Source organism: Rickettsiella massiliensis 20B (assembly GCF_000257395.1).
Classification (GTDB): Bacteria; Pseudomonadota; Gammaproteobacteria; order Diplorickettsiales; family Diplorickettsiaceae; genus Diplorickettsia; species Diplorickettsia massiliensis.
In genome coordinates, this window is the sequence record NZ_AJGC01000003.1 from 85,546 (window position 1) to 103,040 (window position 17,495).

Consider the following 17,495-nt stretch of genomic DNA (forward strand, 5'->3'; position numbering starts at 1 on the left):
ATGCGTAGTGCGGGTGACTCCCCCCTTTTTTAGATGAGCGACTTATTTTCTAGGGCCAAAGAGTGCTTCACCGACACGGATGTGGGTCGCGCCTTCGGCAATTGCAGCAATAAAATCACGTGAAGTACCCATCGATAACGTATCAACTTCAAATCCAGCTTGTTTTAAGTGTTCAAAAATCCAGCAAGCACGTTTAAAGGTTTGTCTTTGTTGATCAAAATCAACGCTTGTTTTGGGTAATACCATAATTCCGCGGAGGTGAAGATGGGATAAAGAGCGTAACTGTTGTGCAACATGCAAGACAGAGCCCTTTTCTAAACCAGATTTTGTGCTTTCTTGATCTAAATTGATTTGTAGACAAACTTGTAGCGTGCCCTGCCCGCTTTTTTCTCGCGCATCATTGAACTTTCGGGCCGTTTTTATATCACAAAGACTATGTACCCAAGAGAAATACTGGCTAATTTTTTGAATTTTATTACCTTGAATGCCGCCAATAAAATGCCACTGTAAGGGTAAGTCAGATAAAGAGATTATTTTTAATAGGCTTTCTTGTAAGTAATTTTCAGCAAAAAGCATTTGACCCCATTGAGCAAGCCCCTCGATACTTTGTATCGATTGTCCTTTACTGACGGCGATCACTTGGACGGAGCCTGGTTTTCGACCAAAATGCTGTTCGACTTCATTAAGATTTTTTTTAAATTGTTGGTAACATTGTTTGCTGGATAATTGTGACATAAGAGAATAAAAGCAAGAAGAAAACCATCTAATTTATTATACGGTATTTTTTAAAAAATTTATCAACTAAAATTAAAAAATTTTAAATTAAATAAGAAATAATTAAATAACAATAAAAAATAAAAGTAAAAATTTTTATTATTAATTTTAAAATAAATTAAGTATTTAATTTTTATTTTATCATATTAATGATTAATAATCAATTCTTTATTTTAAAAAAATAATTAGTTATAAATAGTTTTGTAAAAAACTTTATTTTAAGTGGCATATTTTAAAGAATATGAAAATTATTTCTTAAGTTAAGAGGTAATAATTATTTTAAATATATACTTTTCTTTTTATAGTAAAAAAACAATAATTTTTATTTTTTTACGTGAGTTATTCTTTATTACCTATCTTTTTATTTATTTTTCCCACAATAAGGCTATATTCAGTAATGAATATAGCTTAGACAGATAACCAATTAATTTGTTGATAGATGAATCCTGAAAAATTTATTTTTAATACAGATAAATATCTTTTCTTGCAAAATATTATCGCTCATGTTTGGTCTGAGCAAAAAATCTATATGGTGATTTATCAGACTAATTTAAAGCAATTTGATAAATATCTTATCGATCTTAATTGTAAATTACAGGAAGTCTTTGCCAATCAGACGGTTTATACCGAGCGTTTTTAAGCGGTTCACCTGTTGCCAATCTTTAGCGAGCCCCGTTGACTTTGTAAAAAGCATCTTCGATGTTAATTTAATCGATTTTGGTTTGGAATAAGGTTTGTTAGTCGATATGGACTGTATTGTTCCAATAAAAATAGAGTTAAGTGTTGGTTTATTAAGTATTTGAGCGATGCGGCGTTGACAAATTTAATAGTTATATAAAAAATAGTTTTTCATTTGTATTAGGGAAAATAAAACTTTTTCTAAAATATCAAATAAAATAAAGAAGATAGATTTAACTTTTTTTCTTAGAGAGAAACTACAGCGTTTATTTAATTTACTTAAAAATTTTAATGAAATATTTTACGGATGAAGATCAAAATAACTATTATTTTAGAAAACGATATAAGAATTTTTTATTACAAGCTTCGCTTGCTTACAAAATAATTAGTGATTTCATTGCTAAAAATACAAACTTCTCAAGGGGGTTGGTATAAAGAAGAAAGTATAACACTTGAAAAAGAGATACCTTTAATTTTTGTAAGAGGCTATCAACCTGTTTACCCTAAAGAATTATATGGTTTAATTTCCGATTTTTTTTGAATAAAAAGTTCAATAATGTTCAGATACGCTTAAATCGTCTTATAAAAAAGACTGCAATTTAAATCATAAAGACAGGTTCTTAATAACCTCGCAAAGGATATCAATATGAAAGTATGGGTTAATCATTTTGACAATATGAAATATATTTGCCGTAGTCATAAGAGATGAAAAAAGTAAAGTTTGAGTGGGAGGTTAGCAACGATCTTATCCTAAATCTAAAAAGCATACCTGATAAATTTTTATTATCGGATTTTAGAACCTGTCTTTATGATTCGAATAAAAAGCAAACTAGGTTATAAAGACAAGCTATGAAATTAATAATAAGAAAAAATGTTCTATCCAAGTGACGTAACAGACATGCCACCGAAACGAATTAAAGGATACTTTGAATATGAAAATTATCGAAATCGTAGCAAACATGAGAAAACAGAACTTATAAATGCAGTTTTTTACTTAACCAGGACAGGTTTTCAATGGCACCAATTACCCAATAATTTTCCACCTGGAAAACGGCGGATGCAGCGAATACACATGTACCGTAGCTGGCTGTAAAGTTTTTGAAAAACCGGTTCAAAAATATCCTAGTTTACTTGGTGTTTGTGCGGATACGGGTTATCGAAAAACAATCAAAATTTTTGTTATCCATGCGTTAAAGAAAACGATTAAAATTTCAAAATGGATAGTACAGCAAAGGTCTCTTTTACCCAAAAATGGGGGTAGAAAGAACTTTCTCATGATTCAACCATTTTCGTAGCTTATCAAAAGATTATGAGATAACAACTGTTTCAGCTGAAAATAACGTCATTGGCGCTCCTTTTTTGAGCTTCTTAAACGGATAAAATAGCATGCAGGCGGGCTCTAAAAAATTGTTAATTTCCGATTATTTCTACTAAGATAAGCTAAGCCTTAATCCTAGAAAAATATTATTATCCTCGCTTAGATGAGGAAATTAAATACGCTATAATCACTACCGTTTATTCGCATCTTACTGTAGCTTTTATTTTCAGTCTTGGTGTTTTGACAGAAACAACTCAGACCCTCGCTTTTCCCTTACCCCCTCGATTATCGGCGAATGGATATGCGAGTGATTATATAATAGGAGGGGCGGATCTGATGTTACCGATAGCAGGTGATCGACGTCACAATTTTTATCTGGATCCTAACCTTGCTTATGGAACAGACAATCAAGGCTATGCCGATTTAGGTCTAGGCTATCGTTAGATAAAAAATGATGCACCTATTTTAGGTTTATACCTATTTGGAGGCTACACGCGCATCGATAATAATGCACGCTTGTGGGTACTAATCTTTGGATAGAGGCTTTAGGTTCGCGCTGGGATGCTCGCCTAAACGGATATATTACGATGGGTGACCGTAGCTACACCTTAGGAAGCCAAGTCTTTGGCCCTTTTTCATTTACTGGACATTCTCAGGTTGGGAATCTTTTCCAGTGATACAATATGCGAGTAATGGTGTCGATGTGAAATTCGGTTATCAATTTTTCCCCCAGTCTTCATTAAAGGGGTATATGGGTAGTTATTTCTTTAATCCCGTAAAAACTAACAATATTTGAGGCGGGGCAGCAGGTTTAGATTATTGGATGGATAGCAACGTTAAAGTCTTTACAAGTTATACCTACGACAATCTGCGTCATAGTACGGTGGCCTTTGGTTTAGGTGGAGAATTTGGTGGTACACATACAGAGCGTATTAATCCGACTTTAGAAGAACGTATAACGGATCCGGTTGAACGTTATCTTTCTGAGTTAGGGCGAGGTTCTGCTATTTCGTCTCGAAAAGCTCCAACACAAAGATTAGGCCAAACGGTTATAGCAAACAATATTGTATTTTTAGTCAAACCGGTGAACCTCATAATGGTGGGATAGGTTTAACTTTGGAAAATTGCACATTCGAGAGTCCTTATGGACCGACCGATCTAACTGATTTAGGTGCTAGTACCTTAAATAGTTTACTCCCCAATACGCAAATGTATTTTAATGGCGGTGCCTATGACGCTTTAAATGTGCCTTTAGGAACAAACGGAGTAACTTTACAGGCGAGCCAAAGCATTTCTTCGCGTACAGCTGATTATAATCAGCCCGCCACAGACGCAGGACGCTCGACCTTTAATGGAGCATTTATCCTTTATGGTAATAATGCCCTGAACGATATTATTTTACTATCCACTCCTGCAACCATTGGCGGCAATGGGGTCAGGATTACAGGTGGTACCAATAATGTCGTTACCGGAAGTCAAATTTGTAGTACAGGAGACCGCTATACGATAGGACTTATATTAAATGCAAGCCAGCTTAACGTTACTAATAATAGTATTTTTGGTAATTCAATCGGTCTGAGTGCACAAAATCAGAGTAGAGTATCTGTTAAGAATAGTCAGTTTGATACTTTAGATACAACCGGCGTAGCAATATCGGGTATAAGACTATCGGTAAGCAACTTATTACTTGATAATAGCCAAATAACCGTTTCAGGAACTACAAGCTCTGTAGTTGGTATTCGTTCTATAAGAGATCTTCTGTCACGATTATTAATGATAGTGCTGTAAGTGCAGTAGCAACTACTGGACCCGGAAATTCACTTACTACAGACACAATTTATTCGTCTCAAAACAGGATAGACGGTACATTATCAGTAGATAGCGCTATTATTAGTTCAGGTCCAAATACTACATTGAGCGGAGGAGTAACTTGCTTGTTGAATGGTGTTCCAACAACTTGTTAAGTTTTTGACTCGAATAACAAAAAAAGCGTTGCATTAATTACTTGAATTCACGTTTTAGGCTCTAAAACTAATCGGCCACTATTCTCACGAAAAATTTTGGCCATCTGACCCAAAATTTAGCTCGAATCACGCGGCTGGCAGTGGCCGCGATTCTTCCGGCGTCCTCCGGCACGCATTCGCGCTTCATGCCCGCGTCTCCCCTCATTGAAGGGCTATAAATGGGGTTTAGGTAAAGTAACGCTGAGTCTTCATTAAGTAGAGAGAACTTGGGTCTATTGCTTCCCTCTCCTCGCTAAAAGCGTATAATCCGGCTGAGTTAAAAAAACAAATCGGAGGCCCCGTTGTGTCGATCACCTCATTTTTAGCGGACTACGAACAGCATGTGGCAACACGCGCCGCAGAAGGAATGGCGCCTTTGCCCTTGACAGCAGAACAAGTTGCTAAGTTAGTCGCCTTGTTAAAAGAACCCTTAACCCAAGAGCAAGGCTTAGTTTTAGTGGATTTATTAAGCCAGCGTGTTCCGCCTGGCGTGGATGCAGCGGCCTATGTGAAAGCAAGTTTTCTCGCCGCTGTGGCGAAAGGTGAAGTACACTCTTCTTTTATCGACCCAAAGCAAGCGGTTTTTCTGCTTGGTACGATGTTAGGTGGTTACAACGTACCAGTTTTGGTAGAGCTGCTTAAATCAGCTGCTTTGGGCGAGATGGCGGCGCAACAATTAGCACACACTTTACTCATGTTTGATGCTTATCACGATGTGCTGGAAATTGCGCAGGCCGGAAATCCTTTTGTGCAATCGATTGTTGATGCTTGGGCGAAAGCGGAATGGTTCACCAATAAACCGAAAGTACCTGAAAAAATAACAGTAACCGTATTTAAAGTGCCTGGAGAAATTAATACAGATGATCTTTCTCCAGCAACTGAAGCGTGGAGTCGACCCGATATCCCGCTACACAGTCTGTCGATGCTTCGTAATCGTTTGCCGGACGCGTTGCAAGTAATTCAACAGCTGAAAACGAAAGGTTATCCGGTTGCCTTTGTCGGTGATGTCGTGGGAACTGGATCGTCGCGTAAATCCGCAATAAACTCTTTACTTTGGCATATAGGTGATCCGATACCGTTTGTGCCAAATAAACATCGCGGCGGTATTATTTTGGGGAGCCAAATAGCGCCTATTTTTCGGACAACGGCGGAAGATTCAGGGGCTTTTCCGATTGAAGTGGATGTAAGTCATTTTAATACGGGCGATATTCTGCATATTTACCCTTATACTGGGCAAATCCATAATGAGCAAGATGAAGTTGTTGCGACGTTTGAGGTTAATTTAGCACTGATCGATGCGGTACGTGCCGGAGGTCGAATTCCACTGATCATTGGCCGTTCATTAAGCGACAAAGTGTGCGAAGCGCTTAAAATGCCCTTATCAAATGCTTTTTATCGACCCCCTGTGGAACAAAAAAGTGGACAAGGATTTACGCTTGCCCAAAAAATGGTGGGACAAGCGTGCGGATTACCTGGTGTTCGTCCTGGAACGTATTGCGAACCTAAGATTACTTCTGTGGGCTCACAAGATACGACTGGACCGATGACACGAGACGAATTAAAAGAGCTGGCTTGTTTAGGTTTTTCAGCCGATTTAGTGATGCAAAGTTTTTGTCATACAGCCGCTTATCCTAAGCCAGTTGATATTGAAACCCAGCATAGCTTGCCAGATTTCTTTACTTCGCGTGGCGGTATCGTTTTACGACCTGGCGACGGCATTATTCACTCTTGGTTAAACCGTATGTTGTTGCCAGACACCGTCGGAACAGGTGGTGATTCACATACTCGTTTTCCGATTGGAATTAGTTTTCCAGGTGGATCAGGTGTGGTGGCATTTGCGGCGGCCATGGGAGTGATGCCTCTCACCATGCCTGAGTCGGTATTAGTACGTTTTTCCGGGGCAATTCAGCCAGGTATCACGTTACGTGATCTCGTCAATGCCATCCCCTATGTAGCCTTACAAAAAGGGTTGTTGACGTTAGATAGTGCCAATAAAACAAATATTTTTTCTGGGCGTATTCTCGAAATTGAAGGTTTGCCTCAGCTGAAAGTCGAACAAGCCTTTGAGTTTGCGGACGCCTCTGCTGAGCGATCGGCAAATGGTTGTACCGTGCGCTTAGATAAAGAACCGATTATCGAATATTTAACGTCGAACATTTCATTACTCAAGTGGATGATAGCCAATGGTTATCAGGATGCACGGAGCTTGCAACGACGTATCAATGCGATGCAGCGTTGGTTAGAGAGCCCTGTATTATTAGCCCCAGATCAGGATGCTTCATACGCCGCGGTGATTGAGATCGATCCTCAATATAATTAAAGAACCACTTTTAGCTCGATAAGATTAAACCACTTTCTGAAGTGGCGAATGTCCATGTGGATGAAGTGTTTATTGGCTACTTGTATGACGAATATTGGGCATTATCGTGCAGCTGGAAAATTACTGAAAAATTTTGGACAGGCATTACCGTGTCGCCTTTGGATTGCACCACCGACAAAAATGGATGCGCATCAATTAATGGAAGAAGGTTATTATTCGGTTTATGGATCGGTTGGGGCTCGAACTGAAATGCCGGGTTGTTCTTTGTGTATGGGTAATCAAGCACGTGTTCAAGATAATGCAACGGTGGTATCGACATCGACACGTAACTTCCCCAATCGGATGGGGCGTGGTGCTCAAGTTTATTTAGCCTCGGCTGAGTTAGCGGCAATTACTTCTATTCTCGGTCATCTCCCAACATTAGAGGAATATCATTCAAAAATGAACTTGATTGATAGCATGGCCGCTGAATTATATCGTTACTTAAACTTTGATCAGATGCCGGACTATCAAACGGTTTCGACTCAAGTAACGGATATCATCACAAAAGATTAGATTGTCATTTGTCTTGGGCAAATTGTAAAACCGACTTTAGTGGTGCAGTTTGCCCACCTTTTTTAAAAAAATCAAACTTTCTCGTTAATATTTTTGAAAACCTGATTGTTCAGATCGGGCGATGCGTTTATACGATCTGTTCTTGCTCCTTATCCTTGGATACCAAATCCTACTGTTTTTTTTGTGAAAATGAATCTTTTCTGAATAGTACCTATTGTCCCGATCATTATTGTTTGATTTGCTCATTAAGGATTCTTGTCTAAAAATAGGAAAAGTGAATATTTTTAGATAAATATCAACTTATCACCGAAAAAATATTTTTTATAATAAACAATCCCTATAAAATTTCTACTGATTTTTTGTGTAGAATATTTAGTTAGTTTTATGGTTCATTTCAATACTTAATTTTTCTTTGCCGTGTTTTTACTCTGGTTTGTATTGATAAGTAAACAAGATAAACATAGTCAATATAAAAAAGACAATAATTTTTAGTGATTAAATAGATAGAGTATTTTCTAATAAAACAAGTCGAGCTAACTAGCTTATCTTGATGTAAAGTATTCTTTCTTAAATAGAACAGAAAGAACTTTGTAATAATGGGTGACAAGTGATTGCATGCCGGAATAGCTGCGATGCAGTTTTTATTTAGACTTTTTTCTAAAAGTTTCGATGTTTAGACCGTTTAAGCGGCATAATTCTGTGGTTATCTATCGCCTTCGTTTTTTCTAAATTTTAGGAATGACTCTAATCAATTTAAGATAAACTTAGTTCTGGTTTACCCGTTTTTATTTTTATGGAACAATGTAGCTTAAATCAGGGGGGATTATAGTGTGATTGATGAGGAAGGTTTTCGTTTGGGTGTAGGAATAATTGTTACAAATGATAAAGGACAAGTTCTTTGGGCGCGTCGAATCAAGCAAACCGCTTGGCAATTTCCTCAAGGTGGTTTAAATAGATATGAAACTCCTGAACAAGCTCTTTTTCGAGAACTCTATGAAGAGTTGGGGTTAGAGCCATTTGATGTTAGATTATTAGGTAATACGAAAAGTTGGTTATATTATTGGTTACCCAGACATTTGCGCCGATCCTATCTTCAACCATTGTGTATTGGCCAAAAACAGAAGTGGTTTTTACTTAAACTGATCGGCGATCCTGCTAAAATACGTTTCGATACGACTCCTTCACCTGAGTTTGATCGATGGCGTTGGGTGCCGTATTTTTATCCGATAAAACAGGTAATCAATTTTAAACGGCACGTTTACCGCCGCGCGTTAGAAGAGTTAGCCCCCTTCGTTGGACTTGTTTTTTCCTCTGAGCGGACTTATAACGCCATGCTGAAGATGTGGATTAACTAAATCGTCTTTAACTCGGCAAAAAAGGAGAGCCGAAATTTATTTTTTAACAAAACAGGATCGTTCTTTGTTTGCCCACCTAGGTGATCACCTATGTTAAAAGTACTACGTCGTATTGTTCAAGAAGTAAGTAGTGCGCCAAGCTTTGCACAAGCATTACAAATTCTAGTGAGTCGAGTTCGCGAGGCATTGCATACGCATGCCTGTACGGTTTTTCTACTCGATAATAATCAACATTATGTGTTATTTGCGACGCAAGGTTTAAATCCTAAGGCCATGGGTAACGTTCGTTTGGGAATTGATCAAGGTCTTGTGGGTTTAGTTGGCAATAGTCGTGAGCTCATTAATATTGATAACGCACAAGAGCATGAAAATTTTTTCTATATAGAAGATTTAGGCGAAGAACGTTATCAAGCGTTTCTTGGTGTCCCGATTATCTATAATCGAGCCTTGTTAGGGGTTTTGGTTGTGCAGCAAGAAGAGCGCCGCTACTTTGATGAGACAGAAGAAGCGTTTCTTGTCACTATGGCTGCGCAACTGGGCGGTGTTTTAGCGCATGCTGAAGCGACCGGTGAACTTATTTCGACACCTGAAGAGCATAAAAGAAAGATTCAACAAGATATTGTTTTTCACGGTATTCCCAGTGCGCCAGGTATTGCAATGGGTCAAGCGGTTGTGACCTACCCGGCCGCGGATTTAGAAGCAGTTCCTTATAAAAAAACCGAAGAAGTCTCCAGTGAAATTGCGCTGTTGAATAAAGCATTTAAGGCCGCTCGTAAGGATATTCATCGTTTAAAAGAGCATATGTTTTCAGTTTTACCCGAAGAAGAGCGCGCCCTGTTTGATGTTTATCTGGCTATTTTGGATAAAGCCAGTTTAGAGAAAGAAGTGATTAATGTAATTAAAGAAACCAATCAATGGGCGCAATCTGCATTGCAAGTAGTGATTGATTCACATGTTCATCAGTTTGAAAAAGTCGATGATGATTATTTGCGCGAGCGTGCCGCCGATTTACGCGATTTAGGACGACGTGTTTTGATGCATTTACAAACTCAGGGGGCGTTGGCGCCGGTATTTTACCCAGAAAAAACGATTTTGGTGGGTGAAGAAGTGATGCCTTCTAGTTTAATTGAAATTCCAGAAGGACGGTTAGTCGGAATTATTTCGATTAAAGGTTCGAGTCATTCGCACTTATCTATCTTGGCACGTTCTTTGGGGATTCCTGCTGTCACCGGCGTTGATAATTACCGGTTATGGTTCACAGGGACGAATTACCGTTGCGCCTTCTGAACGGGTCTGTGAAAATTTCACTCAACTTATTGAGCAACAACGTGCTTTTACAAATAGTTTAGAAGCGTTGCGGGAATTACCTGCACAGACTTTGGATGGATATAGTATAGCACTGTGGGTCAATACCGGATTGATGGCTGATGCCAATCTTTCTTTAACTGCCGGTGCTGAAGGTATTGGCCTATATCGTACTGAAATGCCTTTTTTGATTCGTGATTGTTTCCCGGCAGAAGAGGAACAATATGGTCTCTATCGGCAATTACTTGCTGCGTTTGCACCACGCCCGGTGGTGATGCGTACACTCGATATTGGCGGCGATAAGGCGCTCCCCTATTTTCCAATAAAAGAAGATAATCCTTTTTTAGGTTGGCGCGGTATTCGAGTCACGTTAGATCACCCTGAAATTTTTTTGATTCAAATTCGTGCCATGTTACGTGCAAATCAAGAGTTTGGTAATTTACGGATTATGTTACCGATGATTAGTTTGCTGGCTGAAGAAGGTAACACGATAAAACCACCCATCGGAATTATGATTGAAGTCCCTTCAGCAATTTATCAAGTCTCAGCCCTAGCCGATCGTGTTGAATTTTTATCAGTCGGGAGTAACGATTTAACACAATATATGTTAGCGGTCGATCGAAACAATGCACGCGTCGCTCCGCTTTATGATTCTTTTCAACCTTCGGTTTTGCAAGCTCTTTTCCAGATTGTGCAAGCCGCGCACCAAGCAAAAAAACAAATTAGTATTTGTGGTGAAATGGCTAGTGACCCTTTAGCTGTTCCATTATTATTGGCCATGGGGTTTGATGCGTTAAGTATGAATTCATTTTCGATTCCACATATTAAATCGGTGATTCGCCAAATTACCTTTAAGCAAGCACAGGACGTATTAAAAATTATTTTGCAAAAGGAAACGTCTGCAAAAATTAAAGCTTATTTGAATCATACTTTTTCGTATTTAAACTTAGGTATGCATTCTGTCTCTTCTTCTGCGTTGGATCTGAACCTATGAATATTTATCAAAAGTATAAAACAAGCTTTAATGGTTTCCCTTGTCATTTGCCGCAAACAATTGAACGTCCTGAAAGTTATTCAGCTTTAGAGGCATTACATAATACGCCAGGGATTGCGCGCGGATTGGGTTGTAGCTATGGTGATGCGGCGCTGAATCAGAATAGGCGGATCATTTTAACAGAACGTTTGGATCGTTTTTTAGAGTTTGACGAAACACGTGGAATTTTGTGTGCCGAGGCTGGAATCAGTTTAGCCAAGATTTTAACGGTGATTGTCCCACGTGGATGGTTTTTACCGGTGACTCCAGGCACAATGCAGGTTACATTGGGTGGTTGTGTGGCGGCAGATGTACATGGTAAAAATCATCTTGTAGAAGGTGCTTTTGGTCAACACGTTTTATCGTTGACGTTGGCAACAGCCAACGACCCGGCTGTCGTGTGCAGCCCAACAAAAAATCCAGAGCTTTTTTGGGCAACGTTGGGTGGGATGGGTTTGACCGGATTAATTGGCACGGTCACCATTCAGTTAAAGCCGATCAAAAGTGCATTGATGCATGTTCAAACGTACGTCGCCGATTTTTTTTTGATCAAGATAAGAATGAATCATTAGAATATCAAGTTGCTTGGCTAGATGGGTTAAGCGGATCGACGATTCCCGGTGTGTTTATGTGCGCGCGACATGCGATTCTTGAAGATTTATCCTTAGCCCATCAAAAAAAACCATTGGAGGTGCCTTCTCAAGCAACCTATACGTTTCCTGGTTATTTACCAAACGGTATGCTGCACCCCACTTTTGTTCGAGCATTTAATCGCTATTATTATAAACAGGCAACTAAAAAAACAAGCCCTAAAATTTTAACGTATTGTAACTATTTTTATCCACTGGATCGCCTTCACGCTTGGCCGAAATTATATGGGAAACGTGGTTTTTTGCAGTATCAGTGTGTGATGCCTAACGAAGTGGCGGCATCGACGATTCAAACGGCTTTTGAGATTTTACGTAAAAAACATTGCCCTATTTATTTAGCAGTGCTTAAACGTTTAGGAGTGGAGAACCAGGCTTTTCTTTCTTTTCCATGTCCAGGACTGACGCTTGCTATCGATTTACCGATTCGCCACCCCGAACTTTTTTTGTGTTTAGATGAATTAGATGCTTTGCTTATCCGAGTGGGTGGTCGTGTATATCTTGCAAAAGACGCGCGCTTAAAACCAGAAAATTTTCGTGAGATGTATCCGCGTTATGCACAATGGTTGAATGTTAAACACCAATGGGATCCTAAATCCATTTACAGTTCTAGTTTATCAAGAAGATTATTGTTAACCCCTCAAACTATATAGACATAAAAAATAAAAAAATTATGTTTTATAGGATAAAAATCAAAAAGATAATATTACCTATATCTCGTATATATAAAATCGATTGGTTTTACCGTCGGGTTAAAAAGAAAAATGTTTAAAAATTTTTTCCGGTATGATGCGAATGATCCACATAAGCGTTCTCCAGGGTTTTGGGATATAAACGCTTTCTTTTTTACTATTTAACGCTTGGACAATCTTTTTTCCCGTTTTTTGTGGGGTGGCGGCCAAAAAAAGAGGATAAGGTGTCGCTCCAAAGGTCATTTTAGTATCAATTAACCCTAGTTTTATGGTTAACACTTGTACCGAGTATGGGTGTAAATAGCTACGTAACCCTTGTAGATAAGTAGTGAGAGCCGCTTTGCTTGCTCCATACGCGTAGTGCGCGCGCCGTCCCCGCTCACCGGCGACAGAGCTTAACCCTAAAATAAATCCTTTTTTTGTTCAATAAAATAAGGAAGACACGTTTCTAAAAAGCAAGCCGGACCTAGAAAATTTGCAGTAATAATCTCTTTTTGAGAATAATGGCTTCCTAATAAGCCAACGGCCATAACGATGCCTTGTAACGTTTGGACTTGATGGAGAACTTGTTCAAAAAAGTGAGTGCAGGAAGTTTTTTCTAAGATATTGAAACATGCGTAATCTACAGTTACTTTAAAGCGTATCTGTAAGTCCTTCGCTAGACGTGACAGTTCAGATACATCACGCCCAGCGAGAAACAATGAATAACCTTGTTGGGCAAAAAGCTCCGCACAAGCGCGCGCAATAGACGACGTTGCCCCCAGAATTAATATAGCCCCCAAAGGCATTACTCCTAAAGTATAGCGATTCAGATAACTATGAGTTTATCGTGGAATCGCTTGATATACCATAAGTGACTTTTTAGAACCGATCGTCAACTACAGCACCGTAAAAACTCAGACAGGATTGTTGATTTGTATTTTTCTTTGTGTAAAAGCACAAAAAATTCACGATCTAAATTTAAAAAAGGTGTTCTAAGTTCAATGACTTGATTATTTTTTAGGGCATCCTCTACAGAAATTCTCGATAAACATCCAATTCCTAATCCAGCTTGAACAGATTGTTTAATCGCCTCGACATCATCCAGCTCCAAGAAAGGACGTATTTTACCGCCCATGGCTTCTTCCAGTTTAACACGTGTTTCCGAAGCATTTTTTCGTAGTAACCAACGTGCATTCGCGATATCTGAAAAATTTAGTTTTTTCTTCGTAGTGATCGGGTCTCGAGGCGAAGCGATAATAATCAACTGATCTTTTCGCCAGGGATGAGAACAGATTTTGTCTGTATAGCAATTCTCTTCGGTGAGTGCTAAATCAATACTAAATGAGAGTAATTTGCTAAGAATTGCTTCCGTATTAGAGATTTCTAATTTAATTTGTATTTTCGGATGATCTTGAATGAACTCAGAAATAAGCTGTGGCAGTAAATAGTTACCAATCGTTTTACTGGCACCTATGATCAACTGCCCAGATAGATTTTCTTTTTTATTTTCACTCATCATATCTTTGAGTTCTTTTATCTGAGATATGATTGTCGTAGCCTTGGGAAGTAATGTACGCCCTCTTTCATTCAGAAAAAGTTGTTTCCCGTGTCGATCAAAGATCGAGCCTTGCAATTGTTCCTCGAGTGTTGCAAGCGCCATACTGCACGCCGATTGAGAGAGATGCATTTTTTTTGCGGCGTGGCTAACGTTCCCTGATTTGGCGATGGCGACGAAAACTTGTAATTGCCTTAGTGTGATTCGCATGTTTTTAATTGTTATTACCAAAATAGATTTTTTAATGTTTTAATGGATAATCCAAGAAAACATTAGATTATGATACCTCAATAATATCTTCAATACTATAATTTTATTTAATAAGGATATAAAAATAATCTGGATGTACTCGACAAAATTAAGCGTTTCTTCTTATTAATAGAAAAATTTTATTTCTGTAACGTATCGTAATTTAAAAATACATTTTTTGTTTACACGTTTTTTAAAAAAATGTGGTTAAGTAGCCATTTCTTGCAAGACAAAGAATTTCTATTACTTGGAAAAAGTATAGTATTGTTTAATAAAACAAGATGGAATCTATTTTTTCAGATTATTTAGAAAGACTGATTTGATCATATAATTAGAATGATCAAAATTTTAAAAGAAAGTTTAAGTTATTTGAAACGCTATCTTTTTCAGGAAAAAATACTCAAGCTTTCTAGAAAAGGTTGAATTTTCGGAGCACGACCACGAAACATTTTAAATAATTCCACCGCATCGATTGCGCCACCTTGCTCTAAAATTGTTTCTAAAAACAATTTACCGATTTCTTGGTTAAAAATACCGTTTTCTTTAAAAGCGTAAAAAGCATCACAAGCTAAAACTTCCGCCCAGAGATAACTGTAATAACCGGCGGCATAACCGCCTGCAAAGATATGAGAAAATCCGTGCTGAAATCGATTACATTCAGAAGTGGGTGTGATATTAATATGTTGTCGTATTTGCTCAAGCAATTGTTGAATTTGTGGATAACCTTTCGTTGGGTCAAATTCAGCATGCAATCGAAAATCAAATAAAGCTAGTTCAATTTGGCGTAGTAATTGCAAACCCGATTGAAAATTTTTAGCGGCGTACATCTTTTAGGACCAGATCTTCAGGTAAGGATACACGCGTTTTCTCATGACAACTGATCAGATCAATTATCGATTTTTCCCAAGCAAAATATTCCAAAAACTGACTCGGTAGTTCTACGGCATCCCATGCCACTCCATTGATTCCGGAAACACCTTCATACTCAATTTGCGTGAGCATATGTTGTAAACCATGCCCGAATTCATGAAAAAGAGTTAATACTTCCTCGTGGTTCAGTAACGCCGTTTGTGTTTTATCACAAGGTGCAGAAAAATTACACGTTAAAAAGGCAATCGGAATTTGCACCGTTTGATCCGCCAAACGACGCCGGGATTGATAATCGTCCACCCAAGCACCTTCACGCTTGTTGGGGCGGGCATATAAATCTAAATAAAATTGACCACGTATTTGCTGTTGATCATCGGTAATCGAAAAAAACGGACTGAAGGGTGCCAAACTTCGACATCGGCGACTTCTTGTATTTGAATACCAAATAGGTAGTTAACCAGTTTACAAAGACCAGATAACACCTGTTTTACTGGAAAATAAGCACGTAACTGATCTTCTCGGATGTTAAACAAAGCTTCACGCTGTTTTTCTCGATAATATAAGATGTCCCAGGGTTGTAAATGATCGATTCCGTCTCTATCTTTTGCAAAATCGACTAAAGATTGCCATTCTTTTTGTGCCTTTGGCCGCGCTGTTTTGAGTAATCCTTCTAAAAACTCAATCACCTCCTGTACATTTTTTGCCATTTTATTGGCAGCAAGACTATTTTGAGCATAGTTCGCAAATCCGAGTAATTGACTGACTTCATGACGTAATTGGAGAATTTCAAATAAAATGGCACTATTGTCAAAATCAACCGGAGAGCCCAGATCCGAGGCGCGGGTAATATGTGCTTTATAAAGTTTTTCACGTAATTCACGTTGATCTGCATGAGTGAGTACCGCAAAATAACACGTGTAATCCAGTGTAAAGATATGCCCAGTTTGTTTTCTCTCCTCCGCCGTTTTGGCGGTACTGGCAATTACGTAATCGGGAAGACCGGATACACGTGTAATCCAGTGTAAAGAAAGGCCCAGGTTGGTTTCCCCCCCCCCCCCGTTTGGCCGGAACGGCAAATACGTAATCGGGAAGACCGGATAGCGCTTGGTGATCAGTGACTTGATAAGACCACACGGCGGTGGCATCGAGTAAATTTTCTTCAAACTGATTGCTCAGCTCCGTCAGACGTGCTTGAATCGCTGCATAACGTTGTTTATCTGCTTCATTAAGATCGACCCCACTTAAATGAAAATTGCGCAGTTCATTTTGGAGATATTTTTCTTGTGCATAATTAAAAGGGTATTCACTTCGGCTTAAAGATTGAATTGCTTGATATAACGCATGGTTTTGACGCAATTCGGTTTGGTATGCGCTTAACTTGGGTAGACATTGATGATAAGCAGCACGTAATTCAGGCGTTTGGTTGACAGCATAAAGATGATTAATCGGCGACCAAAAATGATCAATTTGATTACTTAAATCGTCGATTTTTTCGATAAAGCTCCAGTCTAATGGCGTGACTTCAGTCAGTAATTGCGCTAATTCTATACGGTTTTTGTCCAATAATTTTTCTAAATCTTGGACAATCGTTTGCGGATTAATTTCATTAAACCGTGGTAACTGCATCGTTGTGGAATTCATAGTTTCAATTTAAGCCTTATTATCCGATTGCATGTATGCTTTAATCTGTTCACGGGTAAACCCACGATAGTGGAGATATTTTGTTTGTTGTAAAGTCAGTGTTGTTTGGGTGGATGAGGTAGGAAACTTGCGTTGCAGTGCTTTGCCCAAACTATCAAGCCAGCGTGCTTCACTTATTTCGGTAAATTGGTCTTTAATCGTGGGCTCAGTGACGCCCTGCTGACGTAATTCCATTTCAATCCGCACCGGACCATAACCTTGACGAAGACGTTGTGCCAGCCAACCTTCGGTAAAACGGGCTTCACTCAGCCAGCCCTTTTCACTTAAGCGTTGCAAGCTGAGCTGGATTAACGTCATCGAAAACCCCTTTTGCTGCAACTTGCGTTGTAACAATAACGGGGTATATTCTCGATTTTGTAAATAAGCCAAGGCTTGTTGCTCGACTAACTTTTCTTCAGTTATATTTGGTTCATTCGCAGGCATGACGTACGTTCTTTCCTATCAATAAAAAACCATCC

General features: G+C 38.7%; 20 protein-coding genes and 1 pseudogene. 12 read left to right on the forward strand and 9 right to left on the reverse strand.

All coding sequences use genetic code 11. The annotated features are described in order from the left end of the window. Window positions 1–42: 42 nt before the first annotated feature. Window positions 43–735, reverse strand: a complete 693-nt coding sequence (locus S3O_RS0109540) for a YggS family pyridoxal phosphate-dependent enzyme (protein ID WP_010598897.1) — start codon at window positions 733–735, stop codon at window positions 43–45. A gap of 478 nt (window positions 736–1,213) precedes the next feature. On the opposite strand from S3O_RS0109540, the gene S3O_RS0109545 reads away from it, so the two are divergent. The 12 genes from S3O_RS0109545 (at window position 1,214) to S3O_RS20200 (ending at window position 12,641) form a co-directional block, all read left to right on the forward strand. Further along, complete coding sequence (locus S3O_RS0109545) at window positions 1,214–1,414, forward strand: hypothetical protein (protein WP_010598898.1); 201 nt, start codon at window positions 1,214–1,216, stop codon at window positions 1,412–1,414. 936 nt (window positions 1,415–2,350) lie between these two features. Continuing rightward, on the forward strand, window positions 2,351–2,545 hold the full coding sequence (locus S3O_RS20590; protein WP_192805939.1) for a transposase: 195 nt from the start codon (window positions 2,351–2,353) through the stop codon (window positions 2,543–2,545). Window positions 2,546–3,010: 465 nt separating this feature from the next. Further along, entirely contained in the window at window positions 3,011–3,214 is a 204-nt protein-coding gene (locus S3O_RS17580; RefSeq protein ID WP_010598899.1) for a hypothetical protein, read from the forward strand. Window positions 3,215–3,593: 379 nt separating this feature from the next. Next, window positions 3,594–3,878 carry a hypothetical protein gene (locus S3O_RS0109560; protein ID WP_010598900.1) on the forward strand — a complete coding sequence of 95 codons (285 nt, stop codon included), beginning with the start codon at window positions 3,594–3,596 and terminating at the stop codon, window positions 3,876–3,878. Between the two features lie 8 nt (window positions 3,879–3,886). Then, window positions 3,887–4,558, forward strand: a complete 672-nt coding sequence (locus tag S3O_RS0109565; protein ID WP_010598901.1) for a right-handed parallel beta-helix repeat-containing protein — start codon at window positions 3,887–3,889, stop codon at window positions 4,556–4,558. Between the two features lie 519 nt (window positions 4,559–5,077). Beyond that, the gene (locus S3O_RS14795) at window positions 5,078–7,093 is read left to right on the forward strand and encodes a bifunctional aconitate hydratase 2/2-methylisocitrate dehydratase (protein WP_010598902.1); all 2,016 of its coding nucleotides are present in this window, start codon (window positions 5,078–5,080) and stop codon (window positions 7,091–7,093) included. Window positions 7,094–7,153: 60 nt separating this feature from the next. Then, window positions 7,154–7,648: an aconitase family protein gene (locus tag S3O_RS19210; protein WP_235776254.1), complete on the forward strand. Its 495-nt coding sequence runs from the start codon at window positions 7,154–7,156 to the stop codon at window positions 7,646–7,648. A gap of 830 nt (window positions 7,649–8,478) precedes the next feature. Further along, window positions 8,479–9,003 carry an RNA pyrophosphohydrolase gene (locus S3O_RS12725; protein WP_010598904.1) on the forward strand — a complete coding sequence of 175 codons (525 nt, stop codon included), beginning with the start codon at window positions 8,479–8,481 and terminating at the stop codon, window positions 9,001–9,003. Window positions 9,004–9,093: 90 nt separating this feature from the next. Then, the gene (locus tag S3O_RS19215; RefSeq protein ID WP_010598905.1) at window positions 9,094–10,290 is read left to right on the forward strand and encodes a phosphoenolpyruvate-utilizing N-terminal domain-containing protein; all 1,197 of its coding nucleotides are present in this window, start codon (window positions 9,094–9,096) and stop codon (window positions 10,288–10,290) included. Then, the gene (locus S3O_RS19220) at window positions 10,238–11,302 is read left to right on the forward strand and encodes a phosphoenolpyruvate--protein phosphotransferase (protein ID WP_010598906.1); all 1,065 of its coding nucleotides are present in this window, start codon (window positions 10,238–10,240) and stop codon (window positions 11,300–11,302) included. Before S3O_RS19215 ends, S3O_RS19220 begins: the two co-directional genes overlap by 53 nt. Beyond that, entirely contained in the window at window positions 11,299–11,913 is a 615-nt protein-coding gene (locus S3O_RS16045) for an FAD-binding oxidoreductase (RefSeq protein WP_050816896.1), read from the forward strand. Before S3O_RS19220 ends, S3O_RS16045 begins: the two co-directional genes overlap by 4 nt. 338 nt (window positions 11,914–12,251) lie before the next feature. Continuing rightward, window positions 12,252–12,641, forward strand: a complete 390-nt coding sequence (locus tag S3O_RS20200; protein WP_328264377.1) for a D-arabinono-1,4-lactone oxidase — start codon at window positions 12,252–12,254, stop codon at window positions 12,639–12,641. A gap of 99 nt (window positions 12,642–12,740) precedes the next feature. Here the strand turns inward: S3O_RS20200 and S3O_RS20595 are convergent, their stop codons facing one another. The 8 genes and pseudogenes from S3O_RS20595 to S3O_RS0109620 all read right to left on the reverse strand — a co-directional run bounded on the left by S3O_RS20595 (window position 12,741) and on the right by S3O_RS0109620 (window position 17,460). Next, window positions 12,741–12,959 carry a hypothetical protein gene (locus S3O_RS20595; protein ID WP_050816898.1) on the reverse strand — a complete coding sequence of 73 codons (219 nt, stop codon included), beginning with the start codon at window positions 12,957–12,959 and terminating at the stop codon, window positions 12,741–12,743. Beyond that, window positions 12,956–13,468, reverse strand: a pseudogene (locus S3O_RS12745) (SDR family NAD(P)-dependent oxidoreductase); the annotation flags it as partial. The gene S3O_RS20595 and the pseudogene S3O_RS12745, both read right to left, overlap by 4 nt. 86 nt (window positions 13,469–13,554) lie before the next feature. Continuing rightward, window positions 13,555–14,427, reverse strand: a complete 873-nt coding sequence (locus S3O_RS0109595) for a LysR substrate-binding domain-containing protein (protein ID WP_010598907.1) — start codon at window positions 14,425–14,427, stop codon at window positions 13,555–13,557. 425 nt (window positions 14,428–14,852) lie between these two features. Further along, window positions 14,853–15,293 (reverse strand): M3 family metallopeptidase, encoded by a 441-nt coding sequence (locus tag S3O_RS19930; RefSeq protein WP_010598908.1) that lies wholly within the window; start codon window positions 15,291–15,293, stop codon window positions 14,853–14,855. Then, window positions 15,280–15,744, reverse strand: coding sequence for a M3 family metallopeptidase (locus tag S3O_RS19935; protein WP_029463771.1), 465 nt, complete (start codon window positions 15,742–15,744; stop codon window positions 15,280–15,282). The genes S3O_RS19930 and S3O_RS19935 overlap by 14 nt, the downstream gene beginning before the upstream one ends. Further along, entirely contained in the window at window positions 15,675–16,319 is a 645-nt protein-coding gene (locus S3O_RS18315) for a M3 family metallopeptidase (protein ID WP_235776258.1), read from the reverse strand. The genes S3O_RS19935 and S3O_RS18315 overlap by 70 nt, the downstream gene beginning before the upstream one ends. After that, on the reverse strand, window positions 16,213–16,977 hold the full coding sequence (locus S3O_RS19235) for a gluzincin family metallopeptidase (RefSeq protein ID WP_010598911.1): 765 nt from the start codon (window positions 16,975–16,977) through the stop codon (window positions 16,213–16,215). The genes S3O_RS18315 and S3O_RS19235 overlap by 107 nt, the downstream gene beginning before the upstream one ends. 9 nt (window positions 16,978–16,986) lie before the next feature. Then, window positions 16,987–17,460, reverse strand: coding sequence for a regulatory protein RecX (locus S3O_RS0109620; RefSeq protein WP_010598912.1), 474 nt, complete (start codon window positions 17,458–17,460; stop codon window positions 16,987–16,989). Between the last annotated feature and the right edge of the window lie 35 nt (window positions 17,461–17,495).